The 16,854-nt window shown below is 45.0% G+C and carries 17 protein-coding genes; 16 read left to right on the top strand and 1 reads right to left on the bottom strand.

The window, feature by feature from the left end:
* The first annotated feature begins 1,003 nt into the window (after positions 1-1,003).
* The 10 genes from agaR (AB4209_RS22040) to AB4209_RS21995 all read left to right on the top strand — a co-directional run bounded on the left by agaR (AB4209_RS22040) (position 1,004) and on the right by AB4209_RS21995 (position 10,152).
* On the top strand, positions 1,004-1,771 hold the full coding sequence (agaR, locus tag AB4209_RS22040; protein ID WP_009846031.1) for a transcriptional repressor AgaR: 768 nt from the start codon (positions 1,004-1,006) through the stop codon (positions 1,769-1,771).
* Positions 1,772-2,193: 422 nt separating this feature from the next.
* On the top strand, positions 2,194-2,970 hold the full coding sequence (agaR, locus tag AB4209_RS22035; protein WP_009846032.1) for a transcriptional repressor AgaR: 777 nt from the start codon (positions 2,194-2,196) through the stop codon (positions 2,968-2,970).
* Positions 2,971-2,978: 8 nt separating this feature from the next.
* Entirely contained in the window at positions 2,979-4,286 is a 1,308-nt protein-coding gene (locus tag AB4209_RS22030; RefSeq protein ID WP_372057387.1) for a D-tagatose-bisphosphate aldolase, class II, non-catalytic subunit, read from the top strand.
* A complete protein-coding gene (locus AB4209_RS22025) occupies positions 4,286-5,443 on the top strand; it encodes an SIS domain-containing protein (protein ID WP_009846034.1) in 1,158 nt (385 codons plus the stop codon). Before AB4209_RS22030 ends, AB4209_RS22025 begins: the two co-directional genes overlap by 1 nt.
* Before the next feature lie 24 nt (positions 5,444-5,467).
* Positions 5,468-5,941, top strand: a complete 474-nt coding sequence (gene agaV, locus AB4209_RS22020; RefSeq protein ID WP_009846035.1) for a PTS N-acetylgalactosamine transporter subunit IIB — start codon at positions 5,468-5,470, stop codon at positions 5,939-5,941.
* Between the two features lie 17 nt (positions 5,942-5,958).
* On the top strand, positions 5,959-6,735 hold the full coding sequence (agaW, locus tag AB4209_RS22015; RefSeq protein ID WP_009846036.1) for a PTS N-acetylgalactosamine transporter subunit IIC: 777 nt from the start codon (positions 5,959-5,961) through the stop codon (positions 6,733-6,735).
* On the top strand, positions 6,725-7,609 hold the full coding sequence (gene agaE / locus AB4209_RS22010) for a PTS N-acetylgalactosamine transporter subunit IID (RefSeq protein WP_135381095.1): 885 nt from the start codon (positions 6,725-6,727) through the stop codon (positions 7,607-7,609). Before agaW ends, agaE begins: the two co-directional genes overlap by 11 nt.
* Positions 7,610-7,668: 59 nt before the next feature.
* Complete coding sequence (agaF, locus tag AB4209_RS22005) at positions 7,669-8,109, top strand: PTS galactosamine/N-acetylgalactosamine transporter subunit IIA (protein WP_009846038.1); 441 nt, start codon at positions 7,669-7,671, stop codon at positions 8,107-8,109.
* A complete protein-coding gene (gene nagA / locus AB4209_RS22000; RefSeq protein ID WP_372057384.1) occupies positions 8,099-9,307 on the top strand; it encodes an N-acetylglucosamine-6-phosphate deacetylase in 1,209 nt (402 codons plus the stop codon). Before agaF ends, nagA begins: the two co-directional genes overlap by 11 nt.
* Positions 9,298-10,152, top strand: a complete 855-nt coding sequence (locus AB4209_RS21995; RefSeq protein ID WP_009846040.1) for a tagatose bisphosphate family class II aldolase — start codon at positions 9,298-9,300, stop codon at positions 10,150-10,152. Before nagA ends, AB4209_RS21995 begins: the two co-directional genes overlap by 10 nt.
* A gap of 139 nt (positions 10,153-10,291) precedes the next feature.
* Here the strand turns inward: AB4209_RS21995 and AB4209_RS21990 are convergent, their stop codons facing one another.
* Complete coding sequence (locus AB4209_RS21990) at positions 10,292-12,346, bottom strand: acetoacetate--CoA ligase (protein WP_372057382.1); 2,055 nt, start codon at positions 12,344-12,346, stop codon at positions 10,292-10,294.
* 199 nt (positions 12,347-12,545) lie between these two features.
* Between AB4209_RS21990 and phhA the strand changes: the two genes are divergently transcribed.
* The 6 genes from phhA (at position 12,546) to AB4209_RS21960 (ending at position 16,791) form a co-directional block, all read left to right on the top strand.
* Positions 12,546-13,340, top strand: a complete 795-nt coding sequence (phhA, locus tag AB4209_RS21985; RefSeq protein WP_017066732.1) for a phenylalanine 4-monooxygenase — start codon at positions 12,546-12,548, stop codon at positions 13,338-13,340.
* On the top strand, positions 13,330-13,668 hold the full coding sequence (locus AB4209_RS21980) for a 4a-hydroxytetrahydrobiopterin dehydratase (RefSeq protein WP_017065112.1): 339 nt from the start codon (positions 13,330-13,332) through the stop codon (positions 13,666-13,668). The genes phhA and AB4209_RS21980 overlap by 11 nt, the downstream gene beginning before the upstream one ends.
* 141 nt (positions 13,669-13,809) lie before the next feature.
* Positions 13,810-14,910: a Fic family protein gene (locus AB4209_RS21975; RefSeq protein WP_372057381.1), complete on the top strand. Its 1,101-nt coding sequence runs from the start codon at positions 13,810-13,812 to the stop codon at positions 14,908-14,910.
* Between the two features lie 135 nt (positions 14,911-15,045).
* The gene (locus AB4209_RS21970; protein ID WP_017066729.1) at positions 15,046-15,552 is read left to right on the top strand and encodes a hypothetical protein; all 507 of its coding nucleotides are present in this window, start codon (positions 15,046-15,048) and stop codon (positions 15,550-15,552) included.
* A 216-nt stretch (positions 15,553-15,768) separates the two neighbouring features.
* Entirely contained in the window at positions 15,769-15,978 is a 210-nt protein-coding gene (locus AB4209_RS21965) for a DUF3283 family protein (RefSeq protein WP_008216860.1), read from the top strand.
* A gap of 96 nt (positions 15,979-16,074) precedes the next feature.
* On the top strand, positions 16,075-16,791 hold the full coding sequence (locus tag AB4209_RS21960; protein WP_010432326.1) for a YebC/PmpR family DNA-binding transcriptional regulator: 717 nt from the start codon (positions 16,075-16,077) through the stop codon (positions 16,789-16,791).
* Positions 16,792-16,854 lie beyond the last annotated feature (63 nt).

Here is a 16,854-nt window from a genome sequence, read left to right as displayed (position 1 = left end):
GAATTACGCAACAAAGCCGCATGATAATGTCTCCGATCATTTAATAATGATTTTATTTATTTTACGTAGGGATTAACCGCTTGTTTCTAATTAAATTCAAGCTTATTAATAGGAGTGACTAGTTTTTTAATTACTCTTAAGTAATTAACATGCCGAGATAGTATGGGAAAATAACTGTTCTAAATGTGATAGCTATCAAATTATCATTTCACTAGAAATGGAGCTGTGGAAACGGGAGTTATTGTAATTCGATTAAATATCCATAAGCTTGGATACAATCCAGTAGTGGACTCTTTTTTTGTATAAATGATTCGTCTTTAGTGAATATTATCTCTGGCTATAAAATGATTAATTTTCAAATTTTGTTTTAAATATGACGTTCAGATCGCATTAAGATCTTTAGAAAAGGTACGGGGCAAAACTGAGGCGAGGGTTCACGAGCTTAAATAGTGGTTTTGATTCGATTTTTATTGGAGAAAATAGTCTTTCAAAGGCTGATTTAAGACGCAGCTCGGTCCTCCTAGGTCTAGGTCGTATGATTCATTGAACAAATACGATGTCTCAATTGTCATTTATTGTGCCTGCCCTGAAGCGTACTTGCGCCCTATTTCTAGATTAGCCGAATGTAATTACACGTATCGGAAAATCAAGGGCGGCTTAAAGTGTTCAGTGTTTCTCCCGTTGCTTGCTTCACGAAGTTATGGGTTTTCAATCGGCAGCGGCCGTCGACGATTTAAGTCACACGGTATTTCCTTTGCAGTGGATTAGCTATTTGGTGTGAAGTTCGAAAGTTAGATTGAATATATAAGTGTCGAGGTTGACGGTGCGTTAAGGATTTCAGACGGCTACGAGACGTGAAAAACTATCATGAAATGCCCCGAAAGAAGGGGGTCATTACCTAACTTGTCGGGTGACACCGCATTACATCATGGAGTAAGGTGCTTGTTATGGTGCTCTGTTGAAATTAGTTAGAGCAAATGATTACTTGTCGGAACATTCCCCTATGACCACCTCGGCTCAAAGACGTGAAGAGATCCTTCACTACATTCAAACTCACCAAAAAGGTGAAGTTAACCATTTTTCGGAACTTTACAATGTTTCAGAGGTTACGATTCGCAATGACCTTAACTATCTAGAAAAGAAAGGCTGTTTAAAAAGGTGTTATGGCGGTGCTGTGCTCAATAATCAGTTTGCCTTTGAGCGACCACTCAATGATAAAAAGCAGCTCAACAACAATACTAAAGCGAAGCTAGGAGAGTATGCAGCATCACTGATTGTAGACGGTGACAAAGTCATTCTTGATTCAGGCTCGACTACAGAGCAAATTGCTTATCATCTGGAAGGGAAGCAAGATTTGGTTGTTATGACTAACGGTATTAACATCGCTTACCATCTTGCTAATCAAAGTAATGTATCTGTTATGGTCACGGGGGGAACTATGCGTGACAATTCTTATTCGGTACATGGAACAGGCGGCGAGGACTTTTTGACGGTTTTTCGATTCAACAAATTGTTCTTAGGGGTTGATGGTTTTGACAAGACATCTGGCATTACAACTCCTCATCAAGGTGAAGCAAACATCAATCGAAAAATGCTTGAAGCAGCACAAACTGTGATTGCAGTGACAGACTCATCGAAGTTTGATCGCCATAGCTTTTGTCTGATTGCTAGTCCTGAGCAGATCAACATGCTAATCACAGATAGCGGAATTCCTCAGACTTACGTCGACCAGCTCACTGATCTTGGTGTTGATGTGCGAATAGTGGATTAACTCAGCTTTCCAACTTCCTACCTTTTAGCCAAATCAGTGCTACAAGAACGAATAGAACCAGCCTGAACGAGGCTGGTTTTGCATTTCGCTAACCACAAAAATATCAGCAGATAATCCAGTTTGTGATCTCACGCAGGCTGGGCTTCGAAACTCCACCAATCGAGTCAGTTTCTCACTCTCTTTCACTTGTTAAATTGCGAAAGTCAGCCTTTATGGCTCTTTCAATGCGTAATCCTCAATCATAAGTGAAAGTAAATACTTTCACTTATCCTAAAGTGAAAGGTTTTTTAGCCTGAAATCGAAAGCTAATTGGCTGTGATCTAGGTTTCACTTTTTTATTATTTGTCCTGCTTTAATACCAACCAAAAGAAAGTCGAAACATTTCATGCTTAAAGTGAAATGAAACGTAAGAGGTTTCGTATATGAGCAGTGCAGAACGAAGACAGCAAATTATGGCGCACATACGTAGCCATGGCTCAGGCAAAGTGGATGAGTTTTCAGACCAGTACAATGTTTCTGCAGTCACGATTCGACATGACCTCAATTTGCTCGAAAAAGAAGGCTGCGTATTTCGTTGTTATGGTGGCGCAACGCTTAACCCTAACTTTGCATTTGACCAACCTTTGTACCGCAAAGATCAGCTTAATCGCAGTGCCAAGCAATCCATTGCTCAAGTAGCAGCGAATCTTATTCACGATGGTGAGGCGGTTATCTTAGATTCAGGTACCACAATAGGTCTTATGCCTCAGTATTTGATGAACAAACAGCAATTGGTTGTCATGACCAATGCACTCAATACTGCTTATCAACTTAGTAAATTCGAAAACATCGACCTTCATGTTGTCGGTGGAAGCCTTCGCCGAGCGTCTTGTTCATTGATTGGAAATCATGGAGAGCAACAAATCCGCTCTTACCTTTTTGACAAGCTGTTCCTGGGCGTGGACGGATTCGATCTACAGGCTGGAGTGACCACGCCGGACTCTCAAGAAGCACAAGTTAACCGATCTATGTGCGAAGTCGCTCGCCAAATTATTGCTGTTACGGATTCAAGCAAATTTGGGCGAAAGAGCTTTTGTATGATCCGCGCAGCAAACCAAATCGATGTATTGGTAACCGATAGCAATATTCCCCACGCAACGCACCGAGCGCTCATTGAAATGGGTGTTGAAGTGATTATTGCCGATCAAACTGTTAACTAGGAATAAATATGAAAGCGTTACTTTCTTTAATTGAACAGCATAAGCAAGGCCAATCAACTGGTATTTACTCTGTTTGCTCGGCGCACCCGCTAGTTCTTGAAGCCGCCATTAAACAAGCGGCACAAGATAAACAATTGGTGCTCATAGAAGCGACGTCTAATCAGGTGAATCAATTTGGTGGCTACACCGGAATGACACCGCAAGATTTTTCTAGCCATGTGTTCTCTTTAGCTGAACGTCTCAATTTTCCTGCAGATAAAGTTGTGTTGGGTGGTGACCACCTTGGCCCAAACTGTTGGCAAAACTTATCTTCAAGTCAGGCAATGGAATATTCAGCTCAGATGATACATGACTATGTTTGTGCAGGATTTAAGAAAATTCACCTCGACTGTTCAATGCCTTGTGTTGATGACCAACTGCCTCTTAGTGAAGAACTAATGGCAGATCGTGCCGCAAAGCTGTGTGTGGTTGCGGAGCAGGCATGGAAAAGTATTGGCGGTGAAGCGCCTGTTTATGTAGTTGGAACGGAAGTACCTACTCCAGGCGGTGCACTTGACTCGCTGCAGGAAGAGTGTATCGAAGTGACTAAGCCAGAGAAGGCGTTGGCAACATTGGATGCTCATCATCGGGCATTCAGCGATGCTGGACTTGGTTATGTCTGGCCGCGAGTTATTGCTTTAGTTGTTCAGCCGGGCGTTGAGTTTGACCACCATATGGTGCACCACTATCGAAGTCATGAGGCTCAATCACTGAGTAAGATGATCGATAGTCAGCCACACCTTGTGTTTGAAGCTCACTCTACCGACTACCAGAACCCACCAGCCTACCGCCAACTAGTGGGTGACCATTTCGCCATTCTTAAAGTGGGTCCTGCTTTGACATTTGCTTTGCGTGAAGCTCTCTATGGTCTTGAACGCGCCGAAAAAGAATGGCTGGGAACTCATCACTCTTCACATTTACGTGACACCATTGAACAGGTAATGCATGAACAACCAAGTTATTGGCGCTCACACTACTCAAGCAAAGGCCACCAGCAATTCCTTGATTGCAGCTACAGCCTGAGCGATCGCATTCGTTACTACTGGACTCATCCAGAAGTGAAAGCATCGCAGAAGGCTTTATTTGACAACCTGGCTGCCAGTCCGTTGCCAGTAACGATCCTTAGCCAATATTTGCCAAATCAGGCTAAGGCCATTTCTCAAAATCAAATTGAAAACCATCCCGCTGACATCGTAATTCACAAGGTTATGGAAGTGACTGAGGTCTATTCCGCAGCCTGTTATTCAAATGCAGTGGTTTGTAAGGAGACGATTTAATGAACCTATTTTTAGGCTACGAACAGCCATGGCTAGAGCAACATAATGGTATTCATACAGCGAAAGAAATCAGCCATCAGCCACGCTTATGGCGTGCATTGGCCGATATTTTGGAGCAACAACATGATGCGGTAAGTGCATTTTTGAATCCACTGTTACAACACTCTGACTTACGCATCATTTTGACAGGTGCAGGTACGTCAGCTTTTGTTGGTGATGCAGCCGCGCCGTTTATTCAACAAGGAGTTGGTTTCCAAGTGACGTCAATTCCAACGACCGATTTAGTGTCAAATCCTGAGCAGTACCTTGACCCATCTCGTCCGACCCTGCTTGTCTCTTATGCACGCTCTGGCAATAGTCCTGAAAGCGTCGCCGCAGTGGCACTGGTCGAACAATTGGTTAGTGACTGCCACCACCTGTTTTTAACCTGTAATGGAGAAGGGAGGCTCTCTCATTATGCCCAAACTGCTGATAATGCTTACTGCATGCTGATGCCTGAAGGCTCCAACGATAAAAGTTTCGCAATGACCTCTAGTTTCAGTTGCATGTTGATGGCGACATTGACGCTACTTGGTGGGCAGTCGCCAAGCCAATGGAATGAACAAATCGCCGCGACAGCAACCTTGTGTGAAGACAAGCTAAAACAGTGGCAACCAGCTATTAAAGCACTGGCATGCATGCCTTATGAACGCCTGGTTGTGTTAGGCAGCGGTGGCTTTTCCGGCTTAGCGCGAGAAGCTTCATTGAAATCGTTGGAGCTCAGCGCGGGTAAAGTGATGACGACTTTCGATTCATCGTTAGGTTTTCGTCATGGTCCCAAATTTACCATTAACGACAAAGCATTAGTTATTCAGCTACTTTCTAGCAAGTCGTACACGCGTCAATACGATATGGACCTGTTCAATGAAATCCGTCGAGACAAACAGGCTCTCGGCCATGTTGCTATCTCAGAAGTCGCGCTCAATGAAGAAGGGGTTTTTGAACTTGGGGTATTAGGCTTTGGCGATCAGTGGCTGTGCTTCCCCTTCATTTTGTTCTGCCAAATGTTGGCATGTGAAAAATCACTCCAACTTGGTTTGGGACCAGATAACCCATGCCCAACTGGTGAAGTTAACCGTGTGGTGCAAGGCGTCACAATATACCCATTCAATCAGTAAAGAGTTCTATAAGGAAATTAGACCATGCCAAATATCGTTTTAAGTCGTATTGATGAACGCCTTGTTCACGGGCAAGTAGGTGTGCAGTGGGTGGGTTTTGCAGATGCCAATATTATAGTTGTCGTTAACGATGAAGTAGCAGAAGACACTATTCAACAAAACCTGATGGAAATGGTCATCGCTGATGGTATCGCAATCCGTTTCTGGACAGTAAAAAAGGCTATCGAAACCATCCATAAAGCGGCTGTTCGTCAGCGCATTCTATTGGTTTGTCGTACTCCAAAAGATTTCCGTCAATTGGTCGAAGGCGGCTTACCAATTAGCAGTATCAACGTAGGTAACATGCACTACGCCGAAGGTAAAAAACAAATTGCTAAAACAGTTTCAGTTGATGCTGAAGATGTGGCGGAATTTGCACGACTAAAAGCACTTGGGGTGACATGCACAATTCAAGGTGTACCAACTGAAAGTGCAACTGACATTTTTACTCTTATCTAATAATAAGGACACCAATCATGGAAATAGGACTCTTACAGGCGGTGATGCTCGGCATCCTAGCCTTCTTTGCGGGCCTTGATATGTTCAACGGTCTGACTCACTTCCACCGTCCAGTAGTACTTGGTCCGCTTGTTGGTCTAATTTTAGGCGACTTGCAAACCGGTATTTTAGTCGGTGGTACGCTAGAACTGATCTGGATGGGTCTAGCTCCGCTTGCTGGCGCTCAGCCACCAAACGTTATCATCGGTACTATCGTTGGTACGGCTTTCGCAATTACCACTAAAGTTGAGCCTAATGTCGCGGTTGGTGTCGCTGTTCCTTTTGCGGTTGCAGTTCAAATGGGTATCACCCTACTGTTCTCTGCAATGTCAGCTGTTATGTCTAAGTGTGATGAGTTTGCACAAAACGCAGATACCGACGGTATTGAACGCGTGAACTATATGGCGCTTTCCGTACTAGGTTCATTCTACTTTTTATGCGCTTTCTTACCTACCTACCTTGGTGCAGAGCACGCTGGAAAAATCGTTGAAGTCCTACCAAAAGACCTTATCGACGGCCTAGGTGTTGCCGGCGGCATCATGCCAGCTATTGGTTTCGCAGTACTGATGAAGATCATGATGAAGAATGCTTACATCCCTTACTTCATCTTAGGTTTCGTTGCGGCAGCTTGGGTACAACTCCCAATTCTTGCGATTGCGGCCGCCGCGACAGCGATGGCAATCATCGACTTTATTCGTAAAACAGAACCAACTCCTGTAACTGCACCCGCTGAGGACTTTGAAGATGGAATCTAATGTAAGCAACGAACTAGACCTTCGTAAACAAAACGCTGATGTGCAGCCAGCTCCTGGTGTTAGCGCAGATGAATATGAAAACAAAGAAATTGGCGCTGAGCTAACCAAAGCGGACATCAACCGCATGGCATGGCGCTCATTGTTGCTCCAAGCCTCTTTTAACTACGAGCGTATGCAGGCTTCTGGCTGGTTATATGGCCTGCTACCAGCGCTGAAGAAGATACACACAAATAAAGCTGACCTTTCTAAAGCGATGCAAGGTCACATGGGGTTCTTTAATACACACCCATTTTTGGTGACATTTGTAATGGGTATCATTCTGGCAATGGAGCGCTCAAAGCAGAACATCAACAGTATCCAAAGCACCAAGATTGCAGTCGGTGCGCCAATGGGTGGTATCGGTGATGCGATGTTCTGGTTAACACTATTACCTATCTGTGGTGGCATCGGTGCTGACCTTGCACTCCAGGGCTCAATTATGGGGGCAGTGTTCTTTTTCGTTTTGTTTAACGTGGTGCACTTCGGTCTTCGTTTTGGTCTGGCACATTACGCCTACCGCATGGGAGTAGCGGCCATTCCAGTGATTAAAGCTAATACCAAGAAGGTGGGACACGCCGCATCTATGGTCGGAATGACGGTCATCGGCGCATTGGTTGCAACTTATGTCCGCCTGTCAACAACAGCTGAAATTACCGCGGGCGACGCAGTAGTAAAACTACAAGATGATGTTATCGACAAACTGATGCCAGCGTTCTTACCACTTGTTTATACCCTGACAATGTACGCCTTGGTTAAGCGAGGTTGGAGTCCGCTCAAACTGATTGGCCTGACTGTCGCTCTGGGTGTAGTAGGTCGCTTTATGGGCTTCTTATAGAACTTACCTCCACATGATTAACAGGGGCTGAGTAATCGGCCCTAATAAGGGAAATAGAAATGATTGCAGTAATTTTATCTGGTCACGGTGGGTTCGCGTCTGGTCTAGCAAAAGCAGTATTCCAAGTCATTGGCGAACAGCCTCAGTTTAGGTTTATCGACTTCCCGGAAGAGGCAACTACATCACAGCTTGAAAAGGCAATGCGAGAGGCGATAAAAGAAATTGATTCTGGAGAAGGCATTGTTTTTCTGACTGATTTGCTGGGAGGCACACCATTTCGTACCGCATCTCTTCTGAGTCAGAAAAGAGACGACATTGAAGTGGTCACAGGGACAAACATGCAGATGGCTGCGGAAATGTTACTTGAACGCGATGAGCTTAGTCTGATCGAGTTTCGCAAGCAAGCTGTCGAATGTGGGTATAGAGGAATTACTTCATTGGCTGCGGAAATGGAACAAAGAGCACCAATTACAGATACGGTAGAAGAAGATGGGATCTGAACGACACACGAATGTGCGCAATAGCTATCGAGTTCAGCGGATATTACACGGTGAGACTTGGCTTACCAATGCCTTAATCACTATTAATGGCGAGGGGATTATTGACGCTATCGAGCCATTTGAACCTCAGAAGCATATAGATTTTATTGATTTAGGTGAAGTTAGTTTACTTCCCGGCATGATTGATAGTCACGTACATGGCTCAAAGGGCTGCGATGTTATGGATGCTAGCCATGACAGTTTGAACACAATGTCACGTTACTTTGCCAGCCTTGGCGTCACAGCGTTCGTTGCTACGACAGTAACTGCGCCAGTGGCAAAAATTCGGGCTGCACTTCAACAAGTGGCTAAAAGCAAGCTACGGGGTGTTGTCGGTGCTGAAATCCTCGGTGCGTATTTAGAAGGGCCTTACTTCACGGAGAAAAACCGCGGAGCACATCCAACCACATGGTTTAGAGATCTATCTGTCGAAGAGCTCGATAAGTGGATGTCTTACAGTGATAACCAATTAATTACAGTCGCGCTTGCTCCCGAAAAGCCAGGGGCGTTGGAAGCTATCCGGTATTTACGAAAACACAATGTAAAAGTGATGCTTGGTCACACCGATGCCAGTTATGAGCAGGTTCAGCAGGCTCTAGAGGCTGGTGCGAATGGCATTGTCCATTGCTACAACGGTATGCGTGGATTGCATCACCGTGACCCCGGAGTGGTTGGAGCTGGCCTTACCCACCCCAACAGCTATGTAGAGATGATCGCTGATGGGCACCATGTGCATTCGGCAGCTATAGATATAGCACATCGCTGCTGTGGTAGACGTATGACGCTCATTACAGACTCGATGAGTGCTACTGGGATGCCTGATGGAGATTACACTCTTGGAGAGTACACGGTGCGCATGAAATATGGAGTAGTAGCCACCGATAGCGGCAGCTTAGCTGGTAGCACTTTGACCTTACCGCTAGCGGTACAAAACATTCAGAAGTGGCTAAACCTGCCACTTGAACAAGCATGGTTGATGGCCTCTTTAACACCGGCTAAATCGCTAGGCTTACAACATTTATTAGGCAGTTTAGAAGTGGGTAAACGCGCTTCTATGGTGGCAGTTAAATCAGATTTCTCAATTACTAAAACTTGGGTGAACGGACATCTTGTATTCGAAACTGAATCCGTACCAAGTCAGGAGGCTTTATGTATCTAATCTCTTCTCGTGAAATGTTAAAACGTGCTCAACAAGGTGGTTATGCAGTTCCTGCATTCAACATTCACAACTTAGAAACTGTGCAGGTTATTGTTGAGACAGCATCAGAAATGGGCTCTCCAGTTATTCTTGCTGGCACACCAGGCACCTACGACTATGCAGGCACCGATTATCTAATCAGTATCTGCAAAGAAGCTGCGCATAAACACTCAATTCCGCTCGTTTTACACCTTGATCACCATGAAGATCTGCAGGATATCCGCACTAAGGTGGGCCATGGTATTCGCTCTGTTATGATCGATGGCTCTCATCATGCCTTCGACCAAAATATAGACATCGTGCGTTCTGTGGTTCAATACTGCAACCGCTTTGATGCAAGCGTTGAAGCTGAATTAGGGCGCTTGGGTGGCCAAGAAGATGATTTAATCGTTGATACTGCCGATGCGTTAATGACTGACCCTGCATCAGCTGCTGAGTTTGTTCGTCGTACCGGTATTGATTCGTTAGCTGTGGCAATTGGCACTGCTCATGGTCTGTACAAAGCAGAACCGAAACTCGACTTTTCTCGTCTGGACAAGATCCGATCTGTGGTTGATATTCCGCTCGTTCTGCATGGTGCGTCAGGTGTACCAGATGAAATGGTTCGTCGTTGCATTGACCTCGGAGTTTCTAAAGTCAACGTGGCGACTGAGCTGAAAATTGCATTCTCTGACGCGGTAAAACAGCACTTTGCTGATCATCCCGATGCCAACGACCCACGTAAATACATTACTCCAGGCAAAGCAGCGATGAAGCAAGTCGTGATGGACAAAATTCATATGTGTGGCAGTGAAGGACGCATCTAGTCGATTTTAGAAACCTTCTGCTATATCTCCTGAAGGCTGAAGATTAACACCCCTCCCCCCTATCGTCGGTGTTACTTAAGGGAACCTCTAGTCAAGGCTCCCTTTTTATTTCTAGGTCACGCTCTTTTATGTCTCAACACTAGAGCGAAACAACACGCTTTATCTCTTTCAAAACCTCGGCGTTAGCGATAGCCCCGAGGTTTTCTACACTCTTACCATTGATGACCTGTTTCACCGCCAACTCCACCGGTTTGCCAGAGCGTGTTTTTGGCACATCACTTATCGCAAATATCTGGCTTGGTACATGTCTCGGTGAGCAAGAGGATTTGAGTTTGCTTTTGATGGTTGTCAATAACTTATCATCTAGAACCACACCTTGCTGCAGTTGAACAAACAGCCATATCTGCTCATTACGATCGATGTCTTTACCGACTGCTATCGAGTCAACAACGCCCTCAATGGTGTTCACTTGTTGATAGATCTCAGCGGTACCAATTCGCACGCCACCAGGGTTGAGTGTGGTGTCGCCTCGACCGTAGAACAGATAGCCACCATGTGCGCTCTGCGCGACTTCATCACCGTGATGCCAGACATTATCGAACCTATCCCAATAAGTGCTGTGATAGCGCTCTCCGATGTCATTCCAAAAGCCTGCGGGGAAGTTGGGTAGGGAGTTTGTACACACGAGTTCGCCACGTTCGTGATTGACCTTGTCACCAGAAGAGTTGAACACCTTGATGTCGACGCCGAGCCCTGCCTGTTGGCACTCACCGCGATACACTGGTGAGATTGGGTTACCCAAAACAAAGCAGCCACAAATATCCGTGCCGCCAGAAATCGACGCTAAATGCAGGTCTTGCTTGATGTGCTTGTAAACGTAATCGAACTGCTCTGGGTAAAGCACAGAACCCGTCGAGCACAGTGTTCTTAATTGAGGCAGAGAGTGGCTGTCGATTGGTGAGAGTTCGGCTTTCTCAATCGCTTCTATGTACTTGGCTGAGGTGCCAAATGTCGATACGTCAGCACGCTGCGCTAAATCCCATAGAACGTTAGGTTGCGGGTAAACCGGGCTACCATCAAAGATAACCAAACAAGCACCGCTGGCGAGCGCAGATACGTGCCAGTTCCACATCATCCAACCACAAGTGGTGTAGTAGAACACGCGATCTCTTGGTTTAATATCGCAATGAAGCTGATGCTCTTTTAGGTGGTTGATGGTAGTGCCACCGACAGAATGCACTATACATTTGGGTTTGCCTGTGGTGCCGGAAGAGTAGAGTACAAACAACGGTTCATTGAAGCCGACACGAGTAAATCGAAGAGGTTTTGTCTGATAGTGATTAATGATGCTGTGCCAGCTTAGAATCGACACATCATGTTCAACTTTTTTCTTCTCTAAATCGCTCTTCTCTAAGTCATTACTCGGTTTCAAATAACCGATCTCACACACCTGTTTTAATTCGTTTAAGTGTTCGATGATTTCACGGTTCTTGCCCGCCATATCGAACGTTTTGCCATTGAAGGTGTAACCGTCACAGGTGAACAGCACCTTAGGTTTCACCTGTCCGAATCGCTCAATCACACTCTCTACTCCAAAATCAGGCGAGGTCGATGTCCAAATCGCGCCTAAGCTGGTGGCGGCTAGCATGGCTATCACGGTTTGTGGCAGATAGGGAGTATACGCAGCAACTATATCACCTTGTTTCACTCCGCTATCGACAAGCCATTGCTGAACACTAGAGACAGCTTCACACAGGGTTTCCCATGTATAACTCTGTTGTTCGCCACGTTCATTCTCAAACCAAATCGCAAGCTCATCAGGCATGGTGTGTGCCAAACGCAGCAAGTTTTCGGCGTAGTTAACTTGAGCATTCGGAAACCACACCGCATCGCGATTCGATTTTGACTGTTGCCAACGGCTCTCGCCTTGAGTTTTGATGAGCTCTCTTTGTGCGTTATCAATACTGTCTTGCGAGCCCACCATTCCACAAAACTGCCAAACGTTCTGCCAAAACGACTCGGGATGTTCCACAGACCATTGATGAAGCTCCGTGTAGTTTTTCCATTCCGTCTCTAGCCCTAAGTCTTGTGGCTTTAATCCTGACAGAGTGAGGCTATCCATAAATCGGGTTAAGTTGGCATCGGCGATACGCTGCTCGCTTGGCTGCCAAATGGGCTTATTGCTTTCGTGCATTCCTTTACCTTTAACAAAAAGTTAACGTTTTCAGTCTGGTATTTAGGTTTTACAAAGTCAAAAGTTCAGCAAAATAAGCGCTTGGTGGAATTGTGTAAATAAAATGTTACACGATCGCTTGTTTCGAAAAATCGCGCAAATTGGCGCTTATAAGGAGTGGAGATAGGCTTAAAGTGAGACATTCGAAAGGAGGTGTGTAATGACTCAATATCATTCTAAGCCCGTGAGCCAAGAGGGATGGGTTGAGTGGAGCCTCGAAGAAGATGCCATTTGGCACGACTTGGTGAAAAGGCAACTGGACGTCATTAGTGACCGCGCTTGCGATGCCTATTTGCACGGTCTGACCTTGCTGGATCTACCATTAGACAGAGTTCCCCAGCTGCCAGAGATAAATAAAGTGCTAATGGAAACAACCGGTTGGCAAGTTCAGCCTGTGCCTGCATTGATCGATTTCGACCGATTCTTTGATTTGCTCGCCAATAAGAAATTCCCAGTTGCGACATTTCTGAGAACGCGAGACGAGTTCGATTACTTACAAGAACCTGATTTCTTTCATGAAATTTTCGGCCATTGTGCCATGCTCACTAATGCCGATTTCGCGGCTTTCACTGAGCATTATGGAAAACTAGGCCAAGCCGCCACATCTAAACAGCGCGCTTATCTTGCCCGTTTGTATTGGTTTACGGTTGAGTTCGGTTTAGTAAAAGAAGGCCAACAACTGAAAATCTATGGCGGTGGCATTCTTTCGTCTCCAGCGGAAACTATGTATGCGTTGGGAGGGGATTTGGCCGTTCGCGAGCGGTTCGATCTGCAAACGGTTTTAAGAACGCCTTATCGTATCGACATCATGCAGCCGAAATATTACGTGATCGACGAGCTATCTGAGCTCTTTAAAATCAGTCAGGAAAACCTATTACAGCAAGCTGATCTCGCCATCGATGCGGGGTTACTACCACCACTTTTTGAACCCAAGGAACCAACACATGTTGAATGAACAAAAATGCGAAGCCTGCAGTATCGACGCGATTGCCCTAAGTGAAGATGAACAACAATCTTTACTGTTGGAGTTGTCAGACTGGCAGATCATCGAAAGAGACGGCATCCCGCAGCTTGAGAAGGTGTTCAAGTTTAAGAACTACAAGCAAGCATGGGCATTCAGCAACATAGTGTCAGAACTGGCAGAAGAAGAGTTCCACCATCCTTCGATCTTATTGGAGTGGGGCAAAGTCACCGTCACTTGGTGGAGCCACTCAATCAAAGGCCTGCACAAAAATGACTTCATCTGCGCCTCACGCTGCGATGTGTTCGCGGTGAGTGAATAGTTTTGTAGGTTAGGAGTTACTCTTGCAACCTCTGTGATGCGATTAACTCATTATTCGGCTCATAATGTGAGTTGAATAATTGCCTTAAACAGCTCATAGTATGAGTTGAATAAGTGATACTTTCGCATCATGGGGTGTAATATGTGGATTTGGCAGCAAGATAATTGGCCAAACTTTGTTTGGGATAATCAGAAAATAGGCGTGAGGTTAAGAGAAGTACGGCTTAATCAGGGCATTCTATTGGGCAAGATTACCTCACAGTCGGCAGATCAATCCCAAACCATGCTCGACACCTTATTAGCGAACATAGTCCATTCCAGTGCGATTGAGGGAGAAAAGCTTAATGCTTTCTCGGTCCGGTCTTCTTTAGCCAATAAACTCGGTGTCAGTGAAGATCGACCTTTTCCAACGACAGAACAAACCGATGGCCTAGCTGAAATTATGTTGGATGCGGTGCAGAACCTAACAGAGCCACTAGCGCTTGATAGGATCTTACATTGGCAAGATAGACTGTTTCCTCAAGGCTACACCATGTTTAACCCTGTAGTTGGAGGTCAGCTACGAGGTGACGCTCCGATGCAAGTGGTATCAGGAAGAATTGACCGCCCAACCGTGCACTTTGAAGCGCCTAGCCGAGACATTCTTGATGCTGAGCTAGATACATTTATCAAATGGTTTAATGATTCACTTACCGACGCCACACTCGATCCTCTATTGCGAGCCGCAATCACTCACCTTTGGTTTATCACCTTACACCCGTTAGATGATGGTAATGGTCGTATTACTCGATTGTTGACCGACTTGGCGTTAGCACAGGCCGAGCAGCAGTCGGTACGCTTCTATGCGATGTCGGTGGGAATTCTCGCTAACCGCAAGCATTACTACGAGATATTGGAGCGAACCCAGAAAGGGGGACTCGATATTAGCGAATGGTTGATGTGGTTCTTAGATACGTTAGACGAGACGTTTACAGGGGTTTTCGCTGAGGTCGACCAAACTGTATATAAGACCAACTATTGGCGCAGCATCGACCAAACCAAGCTTACAGCAGAGCAAGTAAAAGTGCTGAATAGGATGCTCGATGGTGATTTTTCAGAAGGTATCAATGCCAGCCAATATCAGAAAGTAGCAAAGGTGAGCAGTGCCACAGCAACACGTCATTTGAATGCTTTGATTGAGCATGGCTGCTTAGTTAAATCTGGTTCTGGTGGCAGAAGCACGCGCTATCTGTTGCCGGAGTAGGGCTCACTTCAATTTATATACTTAAAGGTGCTGAGAATGTTGGCAGTTCTTTAGCCACAGAAGGTTGTTAAACGAGCCAACTTATAGGTTAAATCTCGCTCCTTCTTTTTACTACTATTAAAATGTGCAAATACAATGACAAATGAAGAAATACAATTATATAACGATATAGTTAAGTCTGGGTTTCCTGTATTAGGGACATTATGTGGTGGTTTAGTTGGTGCAGCATCAACTTATCTTTTAACAAAGTTGAATAACGACAATGACGAAAAGAAAGACGCTCAAAAGCTGCGGAATGATCTGTTAATGAAAACTGCAAATGATGTAGCAGAATTTGAGCATTTAATGGCGATTTATACGACTACATTAGCGAATTATCTAAGAGATCAAGTCGATGACGGCTCTTTGAAAACAGCTTACCTAAATTCATTCAATAGTAATCTAACTTTGCGTAAGGCTAGAATGAATCTCCATATTCTCGGAATGGAAGCATCGTTAGAGTTATTAGAAGGGTATGTTGAGGCTACAAGAGAAGTGCTAGCTTATGGAAAGCGGTTAGATATAAAAAGAGCTATTGAACTAAATCAGAAGATATCTAAGGGTCCAATTTTATTCTATCAATCATTATCGATCGATCCTTAACGCCTTTTTGTTGTTTAGTAAGCTAACTTTCAAAACTCTGCTTTTCACTTTTTAGTTGCTCTTCACCAAACGCACTTTCCCAAACTAGCTTGACCTACATCAGCACTTGCTTGGTTTCTTGTCTCATAAATCCTTTCTACTACTCATAGTATTGGTTTTATGAGGCTGCTCTATGATATATTTCTCGGCCAAGTGTATTACAGACGAAGGCTAGCAATGTCTATCAACCTTTCACTCCTTCCACCCAGCGAGAAAAATAAAATCGAACTGGATAAGCAAGCATCGTTTCTTGTATGGAAACTGAAGCAAGCGAAATGTGGCCCTGAAGCCATTGTTGAAGAAGCAATGAAGCTAGGTGACCCAGATGAAAAGGTGTGGTTTGAACAGTCTGTAGAAAAATACAAACGGGTAATGGGTGTCGCATAAACGCAGACAAACCTTGCCCAGCAGTGCTGTAGAATTGAAATGACACAGTAATTTGCTAGAATTTGCACCGTTAATTGAATCAGAGAGAAGATCCCGATGGGAAGAAGTTTTGAAGTGCGCAAGGCCTCAATGGCGAAAACTGCAGGCGCAAAAATTAAAGTTTATTCTAAATACGGTAAAGAGATTTACGTACTGGCTAAGAACGGCAGCTCTGACCCAGACATGAACCTACCTCTTAAGCACCTGATTGCTAAAGCGAAGAAAGACCAAGTACCAGCACACGTTATCGAAAAAGCGATCGATAAAGCGAACGGCGGCGGCGGTGAAGACTTCCAACCAGCTCGCTACGAAGGTTTTGGCCCAGGTGGCACAAGCGTAATCGTTGACTGTCTAACTGACAACGGCAACCGTACTTTCCAAGACGTTCGCCAATGTTTCGTTAAGACTGGCGCGAAAATCGGTGTTGAAGGTACTGTTTCTCACATGTTCGCTCACCAAGCTGTATTCCAGTTCAAAGGCGAAGATGACGAGATCATCCTAGAAACGCTTATGATGGAAGACGTAGACGTGACTGACGTTGAGCTAGAAGACGGTGTAATCACTGTATTCGCTCCAACGACTGAGTTCTTCAAAACGAAGACTGCACTAAACACTGCGTTCCCAGAGCTAACGCTAGACGTTGAGGAAATCACTTTCGTTCCTCAAACAACTACGCCAGTAGCTGAAGAAGATTCTGAGAAATTCCAGAAGTTCTTAGACATGCTTGACGACTGTGATGACGTTCAGCAGGTTTACCACAACGCTGAGCTGTAATCTTTACAGTAACAAAAGTTATTAAAAAACCGAGCCTAGTGCTCTAATGCCGTTCACTTAAGA

This window comes from Vibrio sp. 10N.286.48.C11, assembly GCF_041469805.1.
GTDB classification, from domain to species: Bacteria; Pseudomonadota; Gammaproteobacteria; order Enterobacterales; family Vibrionaceae; genus Vibrio; species Vibrio crassostreae_C.
Note: the sequence above shows the minus strand (reverse complement) of the source record. Positions and strands in the feature narration are given on the sequence as shown.